Here is a 23,126-nt window from a genome sequence, read left to right on the forward strand (position 1 = left end):
ACTTGAATTTCAAGCAATTAAACCGCCTTGTTCAAAAAATTATTTTATTCTCAGCCACTATTCTAAGTATATTGTGTAGCCTGTGGATTATTGGGGTATTTGCGTGATTGAAGTTGTATCGGGACATTTAGGTTCAGGGAACTGGTGCTTTAAAAGCATTGACGGCATAACTGTATTAGCCCACATGCAACCATTCAACCGCCACAACGAATTTCGTATTGGGCCTGATCAAGTACTCAATTATGAAATTGAAGAAAGCCAAAACAAAAAGAAACACTCAAAAATAAGAATCAATCTTACGGGTGATCGCTATTGCCGAGCATGGGTTTCTTCGGATGACCTAAATATGCTTGGTCAAATGGTCGACTCGCAACAGCCTGCACCAGAATTTAAGCGTGAAAATAAAATATGGGTAAGTGGCCTTATTGCCTTCCTTATTGCCTGTGTTGTTTTTGAATTCGTGAAATAAATTCATTTCTGTCATGTTTGTGAAATAGTAGCCATTGTTTATAATGCGGGCTTCAATTGAGCTACAATTGTAACCATCGAAGATATTTCTAGAATGAGTCTAACTCTGGGTTCATTCTAAAACTATTTTATTTGGACTCCCCCATGAAAAACATTGTCATTGTAGGTGGCGGCGCCGGCGGCTTAGAGCTGGCGACCAAACTTGGCGACACATTTGGTAAGCGTGGTCATGCAAACATTCGACTAGTAGATGCGAACAATACTCATTTATGGAAACCCCTTCTGCATGAAGTCGCAACAGGCTCCTTAGACAGCGGAATAGATGAGCTTAGCTATCGAGCACAAGCTTATAATCATCATTTTTATTTTCATATCGGACGAATGAGTAATCTTGATCGTAATACAAAAGAGATCATTCTTTCTCCCATTTATGACGAGAACCAGATCGAAGTATTACCTGAGCGCCGCTTACAGTACGACACTTTAATTTTGGCCATAGGAAGTCAAACCAACGACTTCGGCACAACGGGTGCTAAAGAGTTTTGCTCCTTCTTAGACAGTCGCGCACAAGCTGATAAGTTTCACCAAAAGTTATTGAATACATATTTAAAGGCAAATAATACCGCAACACAAAAAGGCAATTATAAATTAAATATTGCCATCGTTGGCGCGGGCGCCACTGGGGTTGAATTAGCGGCTGAACTGCACAACACTGCATCAGAGTTATCTGCTTATGGTTTAGATAAGTTAGGTGAAGATCAACTACTGGTCAGTATTATTGAAGCCGGCGATCGCATTTTACCCGCACTGCCCCCTCGCATATCAACTGCGGCTCATCGCGAATTAGAAAAAATTAATATTCAAGTTAAAACAAATACGTTCATCAAAGAAGTTACAGAAGACGGGTTTATTACAAACGAAGGTCATCTAATTAAAGCCGAATTAAAAATCTGGGCAGCGGGCGTAAAAGCCCCTGACTGGATGAAGGATTTATCTGGGCTTGAAACTAACCGAGCCAATCAACTTTTGGTTAAGCCGTCTCTACAAACTACTCGTGACGACAGTATTTTTGCAATCGGTGATTGTTCATTTATGCTACAAAAAGACGGCAACCCTGTGCCTCCTCGCGCGCAAGCTGCGCACCAACAGGCATCTCATGTTTACAAAAATCTAGTCCGTATTAGTGAAGCACGGGACACAAAAGATTACGTTTACAGAGATAAGGGGTCACTAGTGAACTTAAGCCGCTATAGTACCGTTGGTAGCTTAATGGGGAACTTAAGCAGTGGCAGCATGATGGTAGAAGGAAAAATTGCACGCATTGTATACGTTTCGCTTTATCGCTTACACCAAGTGGCTTTGCACGGCTATTTTAAAACGGCATTAATGAGTTTATCTGGACGCATCAATAAAATTATTCGCCCCCGTTTAAAATTACATTAAACGGCTCAACCAGAGCATAGCCGCGCTATGCTCTGGTTGAGATTTTAAGATGCAATAGCCGAAAAGACTCTGTAAAAGTTTGATTTATCCTGCACATTGATTGGTAATCCAAGCTTTCTAGATATATCACTTGCAGAGAATATCCCTCTTATTTTATTTGTTTGTTTGTCCAAAACTAAACAATGCTGCTGCCCATTATCTTTTAGATGATAAATAACCGATTCTATATCGGTATGCGCAATGTCAGAAAAATCAAAACCTTTAACCTTTATCTTAGGCACCATCAAATCAGCAACGGTAATATCCTCTCGCTTAATATTTTTAGTCATTTGTGCCGTAATACGCTGATCACTCACCTCTTCAAGACTAATAATGCCTAGGAATTTATAATCACTATCAACCACTAGTTTTAACTTAACATGCGCTTTTAACATTAAAAGCCTTGCTAAGTCTGCACTGGTAGATGCATCTACTACCAATGGCTCTGTCTTTTCAAAATCAGTAAAAAACAATGTTGCAGGCGATGCCATAGAAATATCATTTTTTTCGACAGGCCAAGAAAAATCATTAACCTTATCCATTTCGCTAAATTCTAAATGTCTCATCATAAACCTCATATACACATTTTTACGGCCCACAGAGTCTTGCACAATTAATAAATGCAGGCCGTACTTACAATTAAATAAAAAATATATTGATGCTTAAGCGATGAAAGGCGGTGCGCGAGTATGATAGAAATAGTGGAATTGACGGTTGGTTTTAGTGTAAACACTCACTAATTGAATAAAATGAAAGGTCCATAAATGAGTGTCAATCTGCTGGCTTTTAACATCATCTACATCATTGCTATCTTGCTTATCTCCTTTGGCTGTCAGAGCATCATTAGCGCATGCAGCACTTAGTGATTCACTTATAGCGACATCAGAAACAACATAGTTACCGGCAAACAATATGCCAGAAAACGAATATAATAATGTAAATAATAAAAGCTTCATTCGACTCAGCCCCTCACTCATGTAGTCAATATTGGGCCTATCTAAACTGAAATCAAGAGTATTCCCACATCTTTACTCTTCATTACGTTTCATCAAAATAATACTGATGATTAAAGCCAAAGGATTAAGCTCGCCCAGATGTCTATTTTTGAAGTAAGATTAATATGATTATCAGTAATAAAAGTGGGGCTAAGTATAATCTTCTGAAAGGCGATCAAATCCAGCATAAAATTTGATCCAAATTAAAACCACGACGCTGTAGAAAACCCATAACTTTATTTTTATTCTTCATATCACTTAAATCTAAGTTTTTGGCTTTCTTTTCAATTAAGCGATCAACCTCTTCAGACCAGTTGATTTGATCTTGTATTTCATCAAACCCTAGCTCAATAAGATCACTTGGTATGTATTTTTGTTTAAGTTCCATACGGATACGTACAGGGCCATAACCCGATAACGCCTTACTGCGAATGAACATTTCAGTAAATCGTGTATCACTTTGTAAGCCCATCTCTATCGTCCAGTCGAGCACGGTATAGATGGCCACTTCATTTTCTGCAACTGGTATTAATTTTTGCTCAAGTTCACCATAGCTGTATTCACGTCTGGCTAATAACTCAATCACTTTATGCCGTAAACCCTTTTCATCAAGTAATTGCGCTGGCTTTTTTTTATTACTCTGAAACATAGATACATAACCACTTTCAAATATACAACAACCCGAAAACTTAGATTGAAAGACTTAAGTCCACAAGCCACAACGCTACTAGTCATAACAATAATACCTGCTGCCATTTGATTTGGCACGAGCTAATAGTCTGTATTTCTAGAACTAAATTGGAAAAGCGACACGGTCAAGTACTAACACTGGCTGAGCCAAATTGGGATTGAGGTTTGAATAAACTGTCACCTCGAAAATATAAGCCGCATTATTTTGAGAAGGACTATGGTGGCTAAACCACGTATCAATCGAAGTCAGTAATGTCGTTTGATAATTGGCATCATAAAGACGTTTAGGCCAATAAAGCACCGGTAGCTCACTCGTTATGGCTTGATCAGTTAAAACTGTATTAGAAGACGCTTCAGAAGGAACAGCTAAAGTATAACCGTAACGCACCGTGGTTTTTACATAAAACCCGTCAGGCGTATTCCCTAATAGGTTATCAAATATTGAAGTTAAGGCTTGTGACAGTGTTTCTGTGGCATTGGTTCGCGTATTGATAATATCTTCTCTCACCATCGCAGGATAAAGTGCCTTCAAAAAACTAACGACGGGTGTTTGATACACAAACTCGTCCTCGGCAGCCCTTGCTGGTAACAATTCAAGATTACGCTTAACCACCATTTGTGCCCAAATATTTTGTTGGTCTACTGCGTCTAGATCATTAAATCCATAACGATAACGAGACAACATAAACGCTTTAATATTATCAGGGTAGTTATAGACAACCTCTGTAGGATTCTCCTGCGCGACTGGCAACTTGATCAGTGGTAAGTAGGTGAGTGTTTCGTTATCCCAAATACCAATATCAGGGTATTGCTCATAGGGGTAACCATCGTTGTTATTTTTAGAGGTTAAGATTAACGACCGTAATGTAATCGGCATCACTAGAGGATCCACTACTTGGATAACTTCAAATGAACGCTCTTCTTCGACGCCCCCTACTCGTCCAAGTGCAGTGTTATTGGTATGTGTCCAATAAGCGCTCCAACTTTGGGCAATATTAGCGACCAAGCTATCAAAGGTATTGAGTGCATTAATTAAAACCGGCTGTTTCAATAAAACAGCAGCAGGATCAAGTAGGTCTAATAATATGTTTTGCAGCGAAGCATACACCGTATTAAATTGAGCAAAATCTCTAAATAGATTCATTAGCTCTGGGGATAACAATTCAGACTGAGTATCAACAGCAAGCTGGTTTACATTAACCATGATAAAACTGCTATCTTGAGCCGCTACATTTTGTTCAAATTCAAGGTGATAAACCCAGCGCTTAGCCGCTAATAAATTATCAGGGAACTCACTTGGTAAATCTTTAACACCAACATCAAATGATTGATTTTTAAATATTGGTGACTCGGGTACAGCACGCAATACCATTGGAATATCTGCTTGCCCTAGCATCGTGGTACCAACCGCAGCGGGTTTATTCAAGTTTGTGATGGGTATGACAAAACTTAACCACTGAGAACTAGAAAATCCGCCACTGCCTTGAACGGGTGTAATATCATATTCCAATTCATTAATTTGGTAATCTAAATTCATCAACAACGCTTTATGATGTTTTTCTTGTGGCACCGTCAATAAAAAGTTTACATACCCTAACTCACTATCTAATGAAACTTTACCACTGCTAATCGTAAAATCAGGGACTGGCATCGTGATGGATATTTCGGTATTGGCCACAAATAATCCAGGGATCTGACGATTATATTGTGCCACTTGCGTGGCATCACTTAAGCCAAAAAACTGTGCTACATCATTTAGAGTTGTACTTTCATCGGGTACAACAAAAGCCTCGTGATCAGGGTAGTACAAAGTAGCTCCCACTTTTAAAAGGGGTGTTACAATCGACAATTGCTCAACAATATCGGCAAGGTCAACCCCAAAAAAGGATTCTATGCTTTCAAAACTAGATGTAGCCGTTAACACTAATGTAAATACGCCGTCGGTCTCCCCAGGTGATTTGGACTTCAAAACAGATACGGGTTTACCTGACAAATTAGCACGAGTCGATGCTAACGAGTGTGCCATTGTTGGGTACTGCAATACTGCATTCACTGCAAAGCCATCATTGAGGTTAGTCATTAATGATTGTCGTAAACGCTCTTGTGCATTAGGTAAGCCCGAAGAGTCTGTCCCTTCTAACACAGCCGCTAAACCTTGAGAAATCGTATTGGCTAATAATGATTTTGTCGCCATGATATTTTCATAAGCTGTCGAATTAAGTTCATAACTGGGTATCGCAGCACCAGCAGATAAAATCCATTCTATGGCACCCATTAAGTCTTGGGCATATAAATCTAAATCGACCGATTTAAAATCTTTTTGCACCGCCACTCCTAAGGTAGCGTCGTTATTTAAAGGACTAACAGCCACATTAGAAACGCTCACTTCTTTATTCACAATCGGTTTCACTGCAAATACGGCAGGGGCTTGTGGCGTAATAGAAACCTGAGAGAAACCATTAGAAGCAAAATTAACGGCGAATAAATGAGGCAGATGACTTGCCGACTGTGACCCCATATCATGGCCGACGGCTACTTTTAAACCGTTGAAAATAGTTTCAGTGGTTAAGGCAAAACCGGTTGCTCTGTAGCTGCCTGTGTTATCAACTCCAAGTTGTGGAGCGATACTGCTTGTCACTTGTTGAACTGCCGATCCAGGAGAGAAGTCAGGGTGTAACTCGTCACTCTGACGTGCAAATATCACTTGGGTATTAATTTCAAACACAGATGAAGGGTAAGTAATAGGATCCGGCATACTTGAATACAAGATTGCGTCTAAGTGTGTTGTTTTTGGCGGTAATATTACAGGACTGCCTGAAATCAAAAAGGCAGATTCGTTGCCAATAGACGCTATGATTTGTTCAATCGAGATCGTTATATTTTTTTCTACTTGAAAACGGGCAACAATACTAGCAAACGTATCGCCAGATACCGTACTAACATCAACACCATCAATACTAATTAATTGACCGGCTTGAATAAGATGCTGCATAGCCGCATTGGCAACCGCTAACGAGTCCGGTTTAACGTTAAAATAAGCGGCTGTATCGTTCCATGATTTTGACGCTGGAATCAATGGCATGGCGACCGCTAAACACCCCCACTCACTCATTAAATTTTGAACATCTTTTATCACTAACGAAAGATCGGCGTATCCGTATTGAGCGCCATTTTCATTTAATGCCGCTAAGACTGTAGAGAATGTTGAATCTGAACCTGTAGTGGTTGAATCCGTCCCAATGGTAATCGTGATATTGGCATTCAATACATTAGGGGTATATTGATTTGCGGTCATCATCGCCACTGCATCAGCGTCATTTAAACCTAGATTCGAAGTAATATGATTCCAACTTTCTCCCAGCGGAATACTATAAGGCACAGAAATAGTACCACTACCTGAATCAATCGCGGCCATATTGGGTAATAAAACAGATGCTCCGTTTATCAGTATTTTATCTTTATTCGCTTCGGCCAACTGCTCTACCGTTAAATTATACGTAGAGGCATAGGACGCAAAACTACCTCCAGTAAGCGGAATAATAGAAGTCCCTACTCCCAAATAAAGACTTGCACCTTGTACAAAGATATTACGTACAGATTGTGAATCGGTTCCTAGCTGATCAACGCTCCAGTGCGTAAACATGGTTACTATTTTAGCGAAATTATCACCGGCTTGGACAACATAAACATTTGTGTTGAGCTGACTACTATCAACAATCAAGCTTTTCACGGCTTCATTAGACGCGCATATGGTTTGTGGATTAGTCATAACGTCTTCCGCTGCAAACCGTGTGACTAAGTCATTTAAGTTTTCATTATTTTGCACCGTCAATGTCACACCATCGACAGCGACTGTTGCACCTTCCGTTAAAATACCGTTTGTAGATGCGTTACTGATACCGATATTTTCTACACTGGTATAGGCCCTAGTGGCTATCTCTAATAATGTTTGATGCGCTTCGGTATCAAACTGGCGAAGAGGAGTGATCAATTGCACGCCGACATTTAAAGCCACGGTTGTATTTTGCGAAGCTATATTTGCAGCCGTTAACCCAGCTTTAACTGCAACCGATGCCAATGTTCCCTGTTGAGGAAATACGGTATAAGCAGGTATTTGAACGTCTGCAAAAAGTGTTACCAAATTATTATACTGATTGACACTGCCAAGCTCAGATACCGTCACGGGATACGTAGAGGTTAGGCGATTCAAACTCGTGGTAGTATCTAATACTATTGCAGACGCCTGAATAATGTTTGCAGCAGCAGACAAAAACGTATACACCGACTGTATATATTGGCGCGCTATGGTTACGTTTAACGCAAAGCTACCATCACTTGAGTCTGGATTTGCTTTAATAGAATTAATCAGAGACAGACTCACACCTGCTTGCTCTATCTGATAATAAATTTGGCTGTATTTAAGTTTATGGGCACTCACGCAACTATGAGCAACAGCATAACTACTGCCCGCACCAATAACATAGTTTGCAACTTGAAGTGCTAATGTTAAACGTACATTTGCATTGTTTACTGGTGAAGGATCAGCTGTAAACACATAGCTACTTGTTGTCCCCGGCCATTGCGATACCGCAATAAGATCATCCGTATAACCAATGTCCAACGACAAGTTATCAATTGAATTCTGTGGCGTTAGCACATTGCCATAAATATCATGCATTGAAAAATCAACCGCTAATTTTGCATTAGGCGCAATGCCTGCGTAAGGATTTTGATGCGCCAAAGGTAAGTGCGGTGCTTGTGAAAGGCTATAGTGTGTGACAAATTCATAAGCAGGAATACTTTGCTGGTAATACCAAGGGTAGTCGTCATCATCAGCCGATTGTTTAAATTGTTGCTGGTTTTCAGGTGGTACAGCTGGGCCGACAGGTAAGGCATCATTGCTTTGTATAAATTGGCCACCTCCTTCTATTGAGTAACCCAGCATGCTATATAATGTTTTAGTTCGCCATTCATCTGCACCGATTGCCAGTTGTGTTGTACCTGGATTTAAAAGACTGCCTTCAAATGCATATACACCGGCAGGTACGGTAGACGCAGTAATGGTTTCAGAACCATCAATGCGTTCAACAAATACATTGGCCGAATCCAGTGTGATATTATCACCCATGACTGCACAGTTATTAAAATTATAAAACGAGCGCACCGGATTCACCTGTGCACTTTGTGAAGGCAATATCACTAATACACGTAAATTAGCTATATTATTGTTATCAAAAATATCAGCCGGCAACCCTTGATCTGCCGCAATATAATTAAGAAAATATCCACCACTGCCCACAACACTGGCTTCCCACAACATTTGTAAAAATTGACCTACATTGTCGATAGAAGCCGCCACAGGTGCGCCATTAACATCACGTAATAACGATGTCTCTTTTGCTGTTACTGCTCCGCTACCACCACTTGTTGATAATGTGGAAAGATTGCCCTTAATCACAAATGTTTTATTCGGATCTAGCGTTTGTGATTCAAAACCTGATGGGTTATCACTTTGATTGCTCGGCGTAATAAGTAATGCAACCTGTGCAGCTTCTTCTGCGGGATTATCAATGATGTATTGCCACAAACTTAATAATGTTTGTTGTGTACCGTTGCCTCCTGCTAATAGCTGATAAGTATGTGATAAAAATCCACTTGTATTACCTTGTGGGGATTGGCTTACGGACTGACTAACGTCAATGGGTTCTGGTGTGTCGGGTACTTTTTGTATAGCGACATCAACCACAGTTGCCCAATCATAATAATCAAGCGGGCTAGTTATCATAACACCCGAGTCGTCAACGTCACCAAGTAACAATTGATAGTTGTTAGCAGCCCATACTGGTTTAGAAATATTTGTTAATAATTTATTAGGAAATAACCACAAAGTAGGCTCACCCGGCGAAGCATTGTCATTACTTACTTGTCCTGCCCATGGTGGGGTTGTGGGGGATTGCCAATGAATAGGCTGTGTTAACGAATGCCGCACCGGATTAGACTCGGATAACGGCAATGCTGATACCGGATTTTGCCACTGTAAATTTAGGTTAGGTGATGCCTTATTAGCATCTAAGAACGTCTGATCAATTGTGATACTTAGCTCATCGACTAACGTAACAAACAGCAATAAACCCGCTTTAATATCTGCAGCAACAAGACCCGGATTATACTCTAATAAATTTGGATACTGCACGAGTAAAGACGCTAGCGTATCGCCCTCTTGAACCAAGTATGTGTTAAAGAGTTTGATGCCGCTAGGTGATATGGGGTCGCTGACGGTATCCTGTGAGGTAAAAGAAAACGTATAAGGTAATGTAAATTGATCAATAGAAATTTGTTGGCCGATCATCTCATACATACCATATAAGCTTTCCATATTCGGTGCAGTATTTGGATCCTCTGGGGGTAAAGGCAAGCGTAAACCATGCAACATAAAACGTGAACACGTTGATGCTGCTTCATTCGTGTATTGCTTCACCAGCAGTAGCAAGTCTGATACGGGCAGTGTCGCAACGTTTGGCACCTTAATAATGGACTCATTAAAATAACCTGTTTGCGGCGCAATCGACTGAGCTAATGCATCTAAGTCCATATTAAATGTTGATGCCACCGTTGCAAACGTTTGCTGTGCATCAGGAATTGTGTACTCCACCAAGGGCAGACTCACTACCGCAAGGGCTTGTAATAAATCACTTTCAGATAACGATGGCGAACTCATAATCTGATCAATTTCCAAGCCTAATGAAGCAGTGAATAATGAAAATGAATCTATATTCTGAATTCGATGCTGCCATTGTGGTACACCAATTTCGCTACCTACTGGTAAAACAGCTTCAAATGTAGGGCTACCTGTCACGGATAATTGATCACGAAACTGAGTAAAGCCAAGCGTCGGGTTTTGCATCAGGGAAAAATAACCCGCAATTTGTTTTAAGGTGTCGCCATCGCGGCTAATATACGTTAATGCCTGTGATGAGTCTGACTGTAAATAAACAGGTGGTACAAGAATGGTCGTTCCCACTGAGATTTCTTTTGAAAAATCAACGTAATCATTACCTTCATAATTAAGTGCGGCTATCGCTTGCTCATACCAAGCGAAAAAATCGAGGGAGAACCATTGCTGAGACTCTACTGCTGGGATTTCGCCATTACGCACCAATAACCAAGCCGCTACAAAATTCAAAGTATCATTGATCACACTTTGATAAGTAAAAGCAGGCAATATAAATTCATAATTTTGTGCCAATAATTTTTTTGATTGTGTATTGTTTGATACCAAATTAAACAAACTAACACCCATATTCGAAGCAATATCATTCAAGCTTATTTCTTTTTCTGCTTGGATATTAGCGCCGTCAATACGCAATATTGAACCGGACTTTAATAACCCGGATAAATGACGGTTGGCATCTACAATACTATTAACAGTAGGGCCTTCAAGTACCATAATGATGACTCCAGGTAAAAGAGGAATATCAAAATTCATACTTGGATTGACATCCTTTAGCTGAGTTAAAGTCATATCATATGTTTCCATAAGAGTGACAACGGTTTCACCAGCCACCACTGTATGTTGCATTTCGATGCGGGAATATTCGTCGGCAATACTTGCAAGGCTATCTACTGCCAATACAGGCATAGGTAGAGAGTCCATTAAATCTAATGCTGTTTGCGCTCCATTACGTGCAACCATCATGAAATAATCACGCTGCACCATTTGTGCAAGCGATTCTGGGCTATTGGAACTAGGTGTAACCGTCAGTAAAGAAAACGGATCGACCGCGTTATCAACACCGTAATTAATTTCCATTTGTGAGAAATATTCCGCTACCGCATCTTCGTATTTATTCCCAACTTCACGATAGCTTGAAAAATCAATATCAGGACGACCCGTTTGTATTAAGGTCAAAGGAGGTAGCACTGGTATAAATGTGCCACTGGTGGAACTTACATGCGCGGTATCTGCGGTAAAGCTGCCAATAGAAAAAAGATAATTTTTATCTAAAAATTGTTGCAATTGGGCAATACTAAAACCATCACCTTCTATATCTGTATTATTTAAAATCATATTCAGGGTTTGTAGCTCACCACGATCAATATTGCCGCTTAAGACCGTCGAATCATTCATCATCGCTGTAATAGACCAAGCTAACATACCTTCAATTAATAAATTGAAAGGCAAACTTTCTGTGCTATTGGTGCTGTGAGCATGGTCAGCGCTTTGTAAGCTCTGCGCGTTTAAGTTTTTTGCATCAGGGTGAATACCATTTTCAACCATAAATGTTAAAACAACCTGATTTGACACATCACCCTCACCGCGATCTTCTGGTAATAAATCACTGTTTTGTGCAACCGATAACATAGGTAAAACTAAAACCGGTATGGGTTGAATTTCATTAAAAACTGACACCGGTTCCCAATTAAGGCTTGGTGTTGGGCTTACTAGATATTTAGTGACCGCAAGAAAGCTCATTACTGATGTTTCAATATGATGTTCGCGTAATCGACCTTTTATAGCTTTATTCATATCACAGGATAAATGTTTGGCCGGAATACGATTCAAAGGCGTATGCCATTGCAATCGATTTAAGGAGTGTATAGCGCGTTTATGTAGACTTTGTTTACGCCCTAATGGCAATGCATGGTTCTGGCGTAACGTTGATTGAGTGCTATGAGGCAATGGCGCGTCAGGATTAACCACCCAGGGCGCATAGGAATGACTACCAATTGTAAATGATAAATCTAAATCCAAATTAAAACTAAAATGTATGCGTACAAACAATACTTTAACACTGGCTTTAACACTAACCTCAACCGTTAGGTACACATCAGAGGGCATATGGGCTTCAATAGTGAGTGTGACACTGGCTTTTGCAGTAACGGATACACTCACTTTAATAACTTTAAAATCAACGGCCCCGTACAGTTTACCAACTATGGCTGCTGTCCCGCGTACCCAGTAATACTGTGCTACCTCTTTGTCATCGTTATACGCATGAAACCACGCTAACGAACCTTCCAATATTGCTTGCACGGTTAAAGATAAACCAGCACGTAACGGCCCTTTATTAATTTCTTTACCAACACCAATAGCCAGCGCTAAGCCTAATTCAATAACAGGTGAAAATTCACCATTGGTGATTTTAGGAACGCTTTTTGATGCGACACCCACTAAGTATCCAAAATAAATACCACCTTTGCCGATAAATGGGAAAACCTGCAGGCCAAACGACTCTGTAAAATCATCACTCGTAGGAAAGCCCAAATCAACTTTGAAATTACCATTGGTATAAATATCAACTTTAATAACAGGTAACGTGACGGACACTTCGCCAAATTCTAATTGACGAAACGCTTCTGGTACACGCAATACAACTTTATACACACCTAAATTATCTGTAATGCGTTTATACAATAATTCAAATTTCAAACCTGACAATGAACCGGACACATCGCCACTTAATTCCAGTAATAAGCCATATAAATAGGGGTCATTAAATACTGCTGAGAAATCAATGCCGCCTAGTATGGTAAAACGAGTACCAAATAACCAATGGCTATCTTGATCAAAAACCAAACCATGTTGTGCTGGCTGACTTAAAGGGTTTTCATTATCATTAACGACAGGCAGCATGTTTAGCTCTAATGCATCGATAACATCCGCTACCGATTCAAAACTGGCAGAGTCCGTCATTGAAATATGCTGCCCTAATCCTAGGTACTTAAGATCAAAGAGTTGATTACCTCGACCAGGTACTGCGGGGGCGGGATCATTCAATAAATCCCATGTTAAGTCATCCTCGCCTGCTTCATCACCAAAACTAATATCGAGAAAGCGGCCTTTAATACTTACTACTACGCCGCTTTTTCCATCGCTACGTTTAATATAAGTAATACCGATTGATTCGATATAAATAAAGAGTAATTCAAGATCGAACCGGTACTCGACACCAACGGTATTATTTGTTAAATCCACAACCAATTGTAGATTTTTAAAATTAAGTGAATTCAGAATATCCCAAGGCGTCGTAAGTTGAAAAGTAGAATATGGGTTCGCCAAATTTACTAGATATTCAATAATATCCCCGACCGATAAGTCACCTAAATTAACTTTTAAAATACTAACGGTCGTATTTACATTATCTATTTTTTTGGTAGTACGGCTTAGCGTGGCATAAAGTGCTAATTTTTTATAAGCAATGATAAAACTATAATTTGTGTTAGTAGGATCAAACGCATAACCCACACCTACGTTTAAAGAATTAATGGCCAGAGTGCCATCAATTTCTCCTTTATATTTTGTTTGCTGGTTCTCAACAAAACTTGAGACAGCTACTGCAGCTGTCACATTTAATGCAGGCTTACCCGGAATAATATCCAGCGTCCAACTGCCCGCCACCGCACCTTTAAAATCATACGTAGAATCTGACAAATTATATTTAAAATACAATTCGGTCATATTCACGGCCGGAATATCAGCAGGATTAAAATTTAAGAACTGCGCAACCAGATCACTCAATGCGACTACATTGCCGGATGCAAGTTGCACCAGAAAACTCCAATTACCTGAGCCAGTATCAAGCGGTGGTAAATAAGATGCGGATACAACCCAAGGGGCATTAAAAAGCTGCAGCTCGGCCATCACCGTGCCATACAGTTTATCTTGACGATAATTTGTGCTTAATGTGACACGATCTAGTGTCAACTCAGTAATAATAAGGTTCAGCGTAAAAGCGGGAACCGGTCGTATACTCCCTTCGAATTCATAAACCTTGGTATCAAAATTGGCAACTATTTGAAGATCATCAATTATTAAGTCTTGCGATAAATTACCCGCATCTGGAAACCACTCAGATAACGCATCCACTACAGAGATCTGATCCCCATCACGTAAATTCGCATTAATAATATATTCAGGTATTAAAGCCACCACATCAAGGTGCACGGGATTTGTTTTACCAAATACTAAGCTGCCACCCACCCCGCCCGATTGACTGCGGGTAAGATTATTAAATGGTCGTTGTATTTGCCACTGTACAAATAAGTCCTCTACGGTTACATAGGGAATAGGAGGATCCCAAACCTTATCAGAACCGACCTCTAAAAATACAAATTCAATATCTGTAGGGTCAAAAGGATTCACACCCACATTAACACTGGTTAAACCAAAGTCTCCCAATACTCTAACGGAGTCAGGCATATCAAAATTACTAGCATTGCCACCCACAAACCCCGATAGGGCCGACAAGCCATCTGAAAGCGTTAAAGGTTTATTGAAATCTGAAAAGAATGCCCAAATTGAAGCTGACGGGTCGCTTGATGAGGTTAACTGGGTATCAACACCGATGCGTGCTGTCACACTTTCGCTTATTTCTAATACACCCGTAAAAATAGTTCCCGTAAAATTTTGTGAAGCGTCATCGGAGTAATAGACAGTACGAATGAGCAAATGAAAGTCATTCATTTTCATCGTGCCCAGCGCCATTGAAAAGCCTGCAATGACAGCATCAAGATAAAGCTGAGTATCACCGCCACGAGGAAAAGAAACCGGGCCAGCAAGGCGAACCGTTGTAATACCCGTCAAATTGACGATATGTGTAAATTGATTATTAAGATTTATATCAGCTGAAAAATTTAACCCAATAGATGGGTAAACAACACCCTCTTCCGGTGTAATATCGGTAAGTAACCACTGCGGAGTTTCATAATCAAGCTGATAAAATAGAGAGTCATTATTTTCTAAGTACATACCTTCAGCTTGAGTGGTGCCAGCAAGGTCGGAGAATATTTGTTTAAGATTAACCGTTTGAAGTGGTGTAGCCGTTAAGGTAAGACCTAAACCTCCATTAATTAAATCAGCAATCAAAATAACATGTTGCTGTCCGTTCTCCTCACCGCCTAAATTATCAAAAAAGCCATTCCCAGTAATCGTTACCTGAGTAGAGGTGGATACAACATTCGCCTGTATCAATGGCATATTGCCTTGTTGTGCATATTCTAAAAGATCGGCTACTAGCTGGTTAATATCAACACCCAGCGTAATCGTTTTTAGATTCGCATTATACTCAAGCTGCACTTTCTCAAGAAAATCATCAATTACCGTAGCCATAATGTATTACGTCCCCCGTCTCTTTTTCTTTCTTGACGTTACTGCTGTTGTTCCTTTTGTTGTCAGAATCACAGCATCTGTTCCTTTAGTGATTGTTGCAGCCGTACTTGAGGTGATCTCAAAAATCCAATTTGATCCGATCATTTCAAGATAAGGCTCTCCCGAATGAGAATCACGATTACGCTTACCAGATTTAGTTAATGTAGGAACTGAAATAGAACTCTCTTGAAATTTTTGCATAGTATTGAAAATAAATTCATTCACATCAGCATAATTATCGTACTGCTCCTCATCATCATCGTACATCACGAGGTTATGCTTTAATAAACCACTCTTACCGACAGTTGTTATACTATCGATGGTTTGTTGGGATGGGTGACCAAATGTAACACCGGCACTTGCACTCACCCCCAGTGGCTTTACAGCTTTATTTGTCATATCAGAATTAAATGAATCTGGGCTACCATGATGGCTCATTTTGAGCAAGCGGGTACTTAATGACACACTTTTTTCTACTGATTTATCATAAATAAACTGTTGTTGAACATTGGTTGCATCACCCAAAAACATCATCAAAAAACCATTGGCGTTAATAACAACCATGAGGCTGTTGCCATTATTATCAAAAATTGTTCTTGTATTCTTAGTATTGTGATAAAGATTAATATCACGTTTGAAAGGGGTATCAGGAGCATCATGGCTATATGGGTAATTACCACCGATAATCCACATTTTAAAATCAGTACTGTCAATAATAGTATCTTCATATAGATTTAAGAAATGTGGTTTTAAGTCTTTAATTAAACCTAATTTTGTACTTGGTTTTTTTGTTGTTTTATCATAGATATATGACTTATATTGAGATATTGTTCCACCGTAGTAAGTCGTTTTAAAAACTGGTAATATCGAATAATTTACTCACTAAATTACAGTGATCTTTATCGCTATGGGTAAGAATTAAATAATCAATTTGGGTTTTACCCGTTTCTGTCAATACATCTTGAATTGACGTCTTTACATTATCTTCATAAATAGCGAAGCTATCACTGGTCCCACAGTCTATTAGTACCAAGGTATCGTCATCAGATCGGATTAAGGTACAGTCTCCTTGACCAACCCAAATAAAATAAACCTTGGCATTACTCATATAAATTCACCCTTAACGGTTACTAAAATTCAAGAAACGATATACAACTTAACTTTCGTTAACATAAGCGGCGTACCAACCCAGTAGATTTGCATCGCCATCGTCTGGATTTCCAAATAAGTACACCTCTATATCGCCAGGTGGAAATGCTAATGTTAAAAAATTAAATGACACTCCGCGAAACTTAAGCATATAAGATGTGCCTTCGGGCGATGGCCCTGATACTTTATTTACAATCGATTCTGAAATACGCCGACTACTTAGATGTTTATCATTGGTATGACTTTCAATAAATTCACCAATAGGTAGTACATTATCAGGTATCAATTTTGGCTCGATCACCACCAGTTCAATCTGTTTAAAATTCAGGCTTAATAACCCTTCGATCGGAATACGAGTTTGAGAACTAACAGAGCCTGGTAATTTCAAACCGACATAGACATTTTGTATTAATCCAGCGGTAGACCATGCGGCCATTAACGTTACATTTAGACCTGCACTGGACGCTAATGCACCCAAGGTACCAAGATCAAGGTCAAACGACAGCCCATACCAAGGTTCTTCCATACGCCCCTGATTAAGAGGGGAACTCACGTCCATATAACCTAAATCACCAGGCGTACTTGATGATGAACCCTGAATAAAAGAATTAAAAACAAGAGGAAAGTGATTCACGATAGAGGTAGCCCGAGCTAAACTTTGGCTAACATTAATATTGATATCGTTCGCAGAAAAAACAAATTGCCTTATTTCTGGTATTTGAGAGTCAAACAACATGGACAATGTTAAGCTATCAAAACTTAAACCGCCTAAAATGTTATCTACTGAGCCATATGAAAAAACATCGAAGCCTTCTAATGCTTGAAAACGTATCATTCCGCTAAAAATAAACTGAGTACTAACACTTGTAGAGTCTTGATCAGAGTCTTTTGGTGCATCGTCCGTTACTGTAAAAAATTGCACCCTCTGTATATCAATTTCTGCTAGCACAAAACTTTTCATATCGAAAATATTAGGCTCGTTTTGCACAAAAATATAACTTGATGAATCATCATGTCGTTGATAAACACCGCTAAGAACAATATTATTACCATTATCGGCATAGCGCAGTGTCGAAGACTCTCCAAATAGAGTATTTAATTGAACTTGAACAAGAGAATTAAACGTTTGGATATGAGAGTTTTCAAACAACACAGACAATCGCTGTACTTTAAAGTCGTAATCTACACCCGTATAATTAATATCGTCATAGCTTTGGTAATCAATCAAACCAAATAACGTACTATTTTGTAACGCCAATGTGCCTGACTCCGTATGCACGGGTGAGATATTAATCCCAACGTGATGCACAAAAAAATCATCTGCAGCAATGCCTGCTGCGAGACCTTCTAGCTGTGGTGGTAATTCCTGTAGATTAAAGGGTACATTTAGAAAAATGATGCCATTCCAAGAGGGACTACTGACGACATTTTTAAAATTATCTAACTCTGTTCGACCTAAGTTTGAGTCCTCTATGCCGCTATTAATAATACTTAATAAAGATTCTTGTGTTTTTGCTGCACCTGTATCTCCGCCAGCGCCGTCCAGCCATGTCCATGCAGAAAGATCCGCCGCCATATCTAATAAGCTTCGATCGCCAAATTTAAAAACAGCAATGGTGTTTTTACTTTCATCAGTGCTCCATAACCAGTGATAAGGCGAGACATGAAATGTCCAATCATCTACATTTAAGTCAGCAAACGCACCAAAGTACAATAACAAAGATCGATATTGCTGATAATCAGCGGGTTGTAATGCGGATTGCAATGCTGCCTCATAGGAAGATGCATCCTGATAATATTGATCAATAATGCCAGAACTTTCGATTGCAGTGATAACATGATCGGGTATTGGTTGATGATCAGGCCCATCCGAATCAGAAAACTCAGTAAAAGCGCTTACTGTTAATCGAAAGGTGACAGATGCATTATCAAGTACCTTAACTGGATCATTTAAAACTAGAAAAAGTTGATTGCTCTGGAATGCACTTTTTAACGGACCAACAACATTAACCCATTCAAGCTTCTGTTCGATATTCTCTAATGTCGATGAGGCTGTCTGGATCACTCTTGGGGTCTGCGCCAATATTAACTGGTGCCAATTCAATAAGTCAGCACTAAATTTACCTAATAAACCTTGTGGTGTAACACCGACAGGCTCTGCATCTGAAATATCCAATAATGTGCGTTTTTTATTTGATGTGGCACTCGTAAAATTATTAATTTCTGAGCGACGCACTGGGCTCAATACCTGAGCTTCCAATGCACGAAAAGCTTCCAAGCTTTTTTCTTGTAACCCACTATAAGGAACTGATGGGAAACTTTCTCTGGCTAATGGCTGGGCTAATATTTTTGCGGGGTATTTCAAGTAGCCATAATACAGGGCTATCGGTATCGTCAATAACGTCATCCGCCACTCTAGCCATGGAGATTTGACCACTGCCTTGTGGTGGTGCTTGATAAAATTCTGAATCATGAGGCTGAGCAAAATAATAAACTGAATTATTAGCAGGGCCGGTTAAGTTAATCCATGATGTGGTTAATAAACCGTTTTTTGATTCCAGGCCAACAATACTTGATGATGAAACGGGTTCTATATCCTGAATGGGTAAAATATAATTAGGTGCATAGGCCGCCTGACCCGAAACAAAGCTAATATTATAATCTCCCACATCCATAAACCCGAGGTATTCAATTCCCGAAGCTCCAGGCATTAAACGCTCCTTAGGTTCAAGCACATCATCGTCAACCGCAGACTGTAATAAGGCCGTTGTTACACCAAAATCCCCCTCATAACTAAGGTAGCAAGGTGCACTTGCCACCGAGCCTGTTCCGTTGGGTAACAATGTAAATACCAATGCAGCACCAGATGTATCAGGTGTTCTTTTAGGGGTTAAATACAAAGTATGACCCAGTGCTGTACGCCAATAAGAAGGAATTGCGATGTCTTGTCCTTCATTCTCCTGAAATGCTAAAAAGCTACGCGAGGCAACCGTTAAATTGACAACATCAATTTGACCGTACAGAAAAAAATCATTAACCGGGGCAAGTACTGGATAACGAAAGCTGGTCAATAAGTCAGTATCAGGAAAATCGACATTATCAACAAAATATCGTAATCCTGCGTCAAGTTCTCGTAACGGTTTATCGGCATCATGAACATCGAAATCCAATGCAATTTTAAAATTAAAAGCACCTGTATTGAGTCCAGAAAAACTTAATGATATTTGACCTCGCGTTTCATTATACGAATAAGCACCATTCCCTGCGGTAAACCTTAAAGACGCCGGTATATTATTAACCGCTTGAAATATAAATCCGGTATCATTTAATGCTATTGAACAACCACGCCCAATTGTCAAACCATAATTAATAAAATCAAAATTAATTAAATTTTTTACAATCCAATTATTATTAGTAAATGACGCACTCAATGCAGCGCTTTGCCATGTAGACCGAGCATCTGAGGGGTTATCAATCCATAAAAAACGAACCGCATTCATGCCCGGAGAAGAAAGGTAAGCCGACAATTGTGTTTCGAATTTATCTAAATCACTTGGCCTATTTTTTAAAAAAAGATACACACCATCATGATAATCATTCCAACTTTGAGCCAATGTTAATTCACTAGGTATATCCGTTCCGACAACCCAATAACCAAGCGCATAGTTGCTTACTAATGGCAAAACGTCAGAAACATCAGACCAATAAAGTGGATCACCTGGCGTTTCATTATTGAAAAGAATCGTAGTCATTACGTGTCAACCTATCGTGAGACGATCGCCAGTTAACAATGGTAAGTCATAGGCATCCTTATGCTGCAATACAATAGTAAAAGGATTAACAGTCAAACATATGGGGTCTCGCTGCGATACATCTAGTACCAAGTCTGATTGTGCCGCGCTTACTAGGTTTCCAGTCAAACGCTCAAGGTAAACATTGTTGACCTGCGTTCCTTGCGCCATTGGCATATGCGCATAACGCTGTACTAATTCACGCACAGTTGTGCCTACAGGTAATTGCTGGGGTACATCATTTAGCAATACCGATAACATTGGTGTACTGACCATTCGCCCACGAAAGAAAGTGTATGATATATCCGCTGTCACCGAGTCAAAATTTCCCGTGGCTAAATAGCTTACCGTCGCATCATTTAGCACCGTCCAACTATTGCACCCCAAAACAGCAACGTTACTGCCAATACCTACCTGACCTTCACTATCACTGGAGACAAGGTTTTGAGGATAAAATAAGCGATAGTAACGTCGGCGAAAACTGGTTGCATATAAGTCAATCACGCCTCCGGAACCACGGCTATTTGGGGAAACATTTGGTCGCCCTGCCGCAGACAGAAAAGCATTCATCCCTGTTTCACGCTCACCGTTAGAGGCCATATAAGCGCCTATTTCATAAGTACTACTACCAGAAGAAACAAAACCACTGACCTGAGTCGCACTGCCTGATGTCCCAACAAACTGATAAATTTCAGAGTCTAAGCGCAGCGCCATGCCCGGTTGTAAATCACAGTAACCATCAGCAGGATCAAAACCGTAACGATAAAATAGTGTTTCATCGAATGTCATGGGGACTCCTAACGCAATGACTTCGCGCACTAGGTCAAGACCAAATTCAGTCATGCCACCTTCAACCGCCTCTAATGCTTGTAAAAAAAGCTTATAACTTTCTTGTAATGGGCCCCTTATTGCATTGTTATTAAATGTCCAAATATCACTGGTATCTGAAAATTCAATCACATAAACATACGGCGTACTGGTTGTTGGCGTTAATGTAAAAGGCCCAGCAGGGTTAATCGTATTAGTTTGTGTGGTATTAAATATTTCAGGCAGGTACAAAGAAATGGCTTCAGCGGGTGTGGATGGTGGTGAGCCTTTCAATGTGCGAAATACATACGGTTGAACCGTGTCTTGGGCGTTTTCAATGTAATATTGAAAACCATCACTCTCTACTGAAAAGTCATCACTAAATGGGCCAGAAGTCGGACCAGAAATTGCTTTTATTCTTACAGTATAAGGCTCGCCTGCGGCCAAGGTGACACTTGCTTGAAGAGCACTATGCACCGAATCAAACGTGGCGACTGTACTACTGCCTTGACGTAATTGAACGTGATAGCCACTTACGTTAAAACCTTCCAATAATTCCCACGAAGCATCTAATATTGCACCGTTCAAACGTGCAGAAAGTAAACGAGGTATTGATGCAATAATAGGAGCTGGATGTGTAATTGGACCCGATGTATTTGTACCCGTTGCTTGAATCGTTACAGTATATTGTTTCGTAACATCCAATACTTCGGCAAAGACGGCTTGTGTATCAGTGACCGTACCGAGAACCGGATCGTTACCGTTTTTATATAGATATACAACATAGCCTGACGTAATACTCGACTGAGGTGGCGCAGAAAAATCAACCGTAACCGTACTACCATTATAGGTTGCACTTGTTATGGTGACTATTCCTGAAATAATATCGACAGGATCACTCGCTGGCCCGATGCTCGTAACAGTATCAGCGTCAATAATATATAACACTGCGCTATAAGTAGAAGATGTCTCTAATTCGACATCGATCGTTACCTGCCCACCAATGGTATGAATTGACGCAATACACGATTCATTTTCATCCATTATATTTAACAAATAATGGGTATCCGTTGTTGCACTCCACTGTGCGAACACAATACCTGAGTCATATACAACGCTATTAATAACAGGTTGATCCGTCACGATTAGGGTGCTGTCACCAATTGATATAACACCGCTATCGGCTATTGCGCGTATATCAACCATACTACCAGACGCAACAGTGGTTACATCAAAACTGCCATCTCTTGTAGCTGGGTTTTGAAACGTTTTTGAACTAACGGGAATGATTACTTCAGGCGGGCGAACCGCTAAAATAAATCCTGTTAAAATAGCCGATGCGTCTGCGTTTGCGTCCCAACTTGCCTCTAAGACACCAGCATCATAACTGACATCAATAAAGGTAGGTAAGCAGGTAATAATGGCCGCGTTTTCACTACAAGCCAACACACCATTAGGGTTAATTGTACGTAAACTAAAATGATAACGTTCATCTGTTGCTAACAAACCCTCTACAGACACCGTTCCGTTTACAGTACTGCGCCCATTAACATCCGCTGAAAATTCCTTTCCTGATATATCGGATGTTACAACCAA

11 protein-coding genes are annotated in these 23,126 nt (G+C 39.9%); 2 read left to right on the plus strand and 9 right to left on the minus strand.

Features of this window, described 5'->3' with window-relative positions; translation table 11 throughout:
* Window positions 1–82: 82 nt before the first annotated feature.
* Window positions 83–469, plus strand: a complete 387-nt coding sequence (locus ACU6U9_RS22415; protein ID WP_446737166.1) for a hypothetical protein — start codon at window positions 83–85, stop codon at window positions 467–469.
* A 143-nt stretch (window positions 470–612) separates the two neighbouring features.
* Window positions 613–1,911 (plus strand): NAD(P)/FAD-dependent oxidoreductase, encoded by a 1,299-nt coding sequence (locus ACU6U9_RS22420; RefSeq protein ID WP_446737167.1) that lies wholly within the window; start codon window positions 613–615, stop codon window positions 1,909–1,911.
* A 44-nt stretch (window positions 1,912–1,955) separates the two neighbouring features.
* On the opposite strand, the gene ACU6U9_RS22425 is transcribed toward ACU6U9_RS22420, so the two are convergent.
* From ACU6U9_RS22425 to ACU6U9_RS22465, 9 genes are all read right to left on the minus strand, one after another.
* Window positions 1,956–2,519 (minus strand): CBS domain-containing protein, encoded by a 564-nt coding sequence (locus tag ACU6U9_RS22425; RefSeq protein ID WP_446737168.1) that lies wholly within the window; start codon window positions 2,517–2,519, stop codon window positions 1,956–1,958.
* Between the two features lie 93 nt (window positions 2,520–2,612).
* Complete coding sequence (locus tag ACU6U9_RS22430) at window positions 2,613–2,906, minus strand: hypothetical protein (protein WP_446737169.1); 294 nt, start codon at window positions 2,904–2,906, stop codon at window positions 2,613–2,615.
* Between the two features lie 214 nt (window positions 2,907–3,120).
* Window positions 3,121–3,594 (minus strand): regulatory protein RecX, encoded by a 474-nt coding sequence (locus ACU6U9_RS22435; protein ID WP_446737170.1) that lies wholly within the window; start codon window positions 3,592–3,594, stop codon window positions 3,121–3,123.
* Between the two features lie 144 nt (window positions 3,595–3,738).
* Complete coding sequence (locus ACU6U9_RS22440) at window positions 3,739–15,744, minus strand: hypothetical protein (protein ID WP_446737171.1); 12,006 nt, start codon at window positions 15,742–15,744, stop codon at window positions 3,739–3,741.
* Between the two features lie 6 nt (window positions 15,745–15,750).
* The gene (locus ACU6U9_RS22445) at window positions 15,751–16,476 is read right to left on the minus strand and encodes a hypothetical protein (RefSeq protein ID WP_446737172.1); all 726 of its coding nucleotides are present in this window, start codon (window positions 16,474–16,476) and stop codon (window positions 15,751–15,753) included.
* Window positions 16,477–16,633: 157 nt separating this feature from the next.
* On the minus strand, window positions 16,634–16,891 hold the full coding sequence (locus ACU6U9_RS22450) for an MBL fold metallo-hydrolase (protein ID WP_446737173.1): 258 nt from the start codon (window positions 16,889–16,891) through the stop codon (window positions 16,634–16,636).
* 48 nt (window positions 16,892–16,939) lie between these two features.
* Window positions 16,940–19,339 carry a hypothetical protein gene (locus ACU6U9_RS22455; protein WP_446737174.1) on the minus strand — a complete coding sequence of 800 codons (2,400 nt, stop codon included), beginning with the start codon at window positions 19,337–19,339 and terminating at the stop codon, window positions 16,940–16,942.
* Window positions 19,230–20,684, minus strand: a complete 1,455-nt coding sequence (locus tag ACU6U9_RS22460; RefSeq protein ID WP_446737175.1) for a hypothetical protein — start codon at window positions 20,682–20,684, stop codon at window positions 19,230–19,232. The genes ACU6U9_RS22455 and ACU6U9_RS22460 overlap by 110 nt, the downstream gene beginning before the upstream one ends.
* Window positions 20,685–20,690: 6 nt before the next feature.
* A complete protein-coding gene (locus ACU6U9_RS22465) occupies window positions 20,691–23,126 on the minus strand; it encodes a hypothetical protein (protein WP_446737176.1) in 2,436 nt (811 codons plus the stop codon).

It is taken from the genome of Pseudomonas sp. HK3, assembly GCF_052920985.1.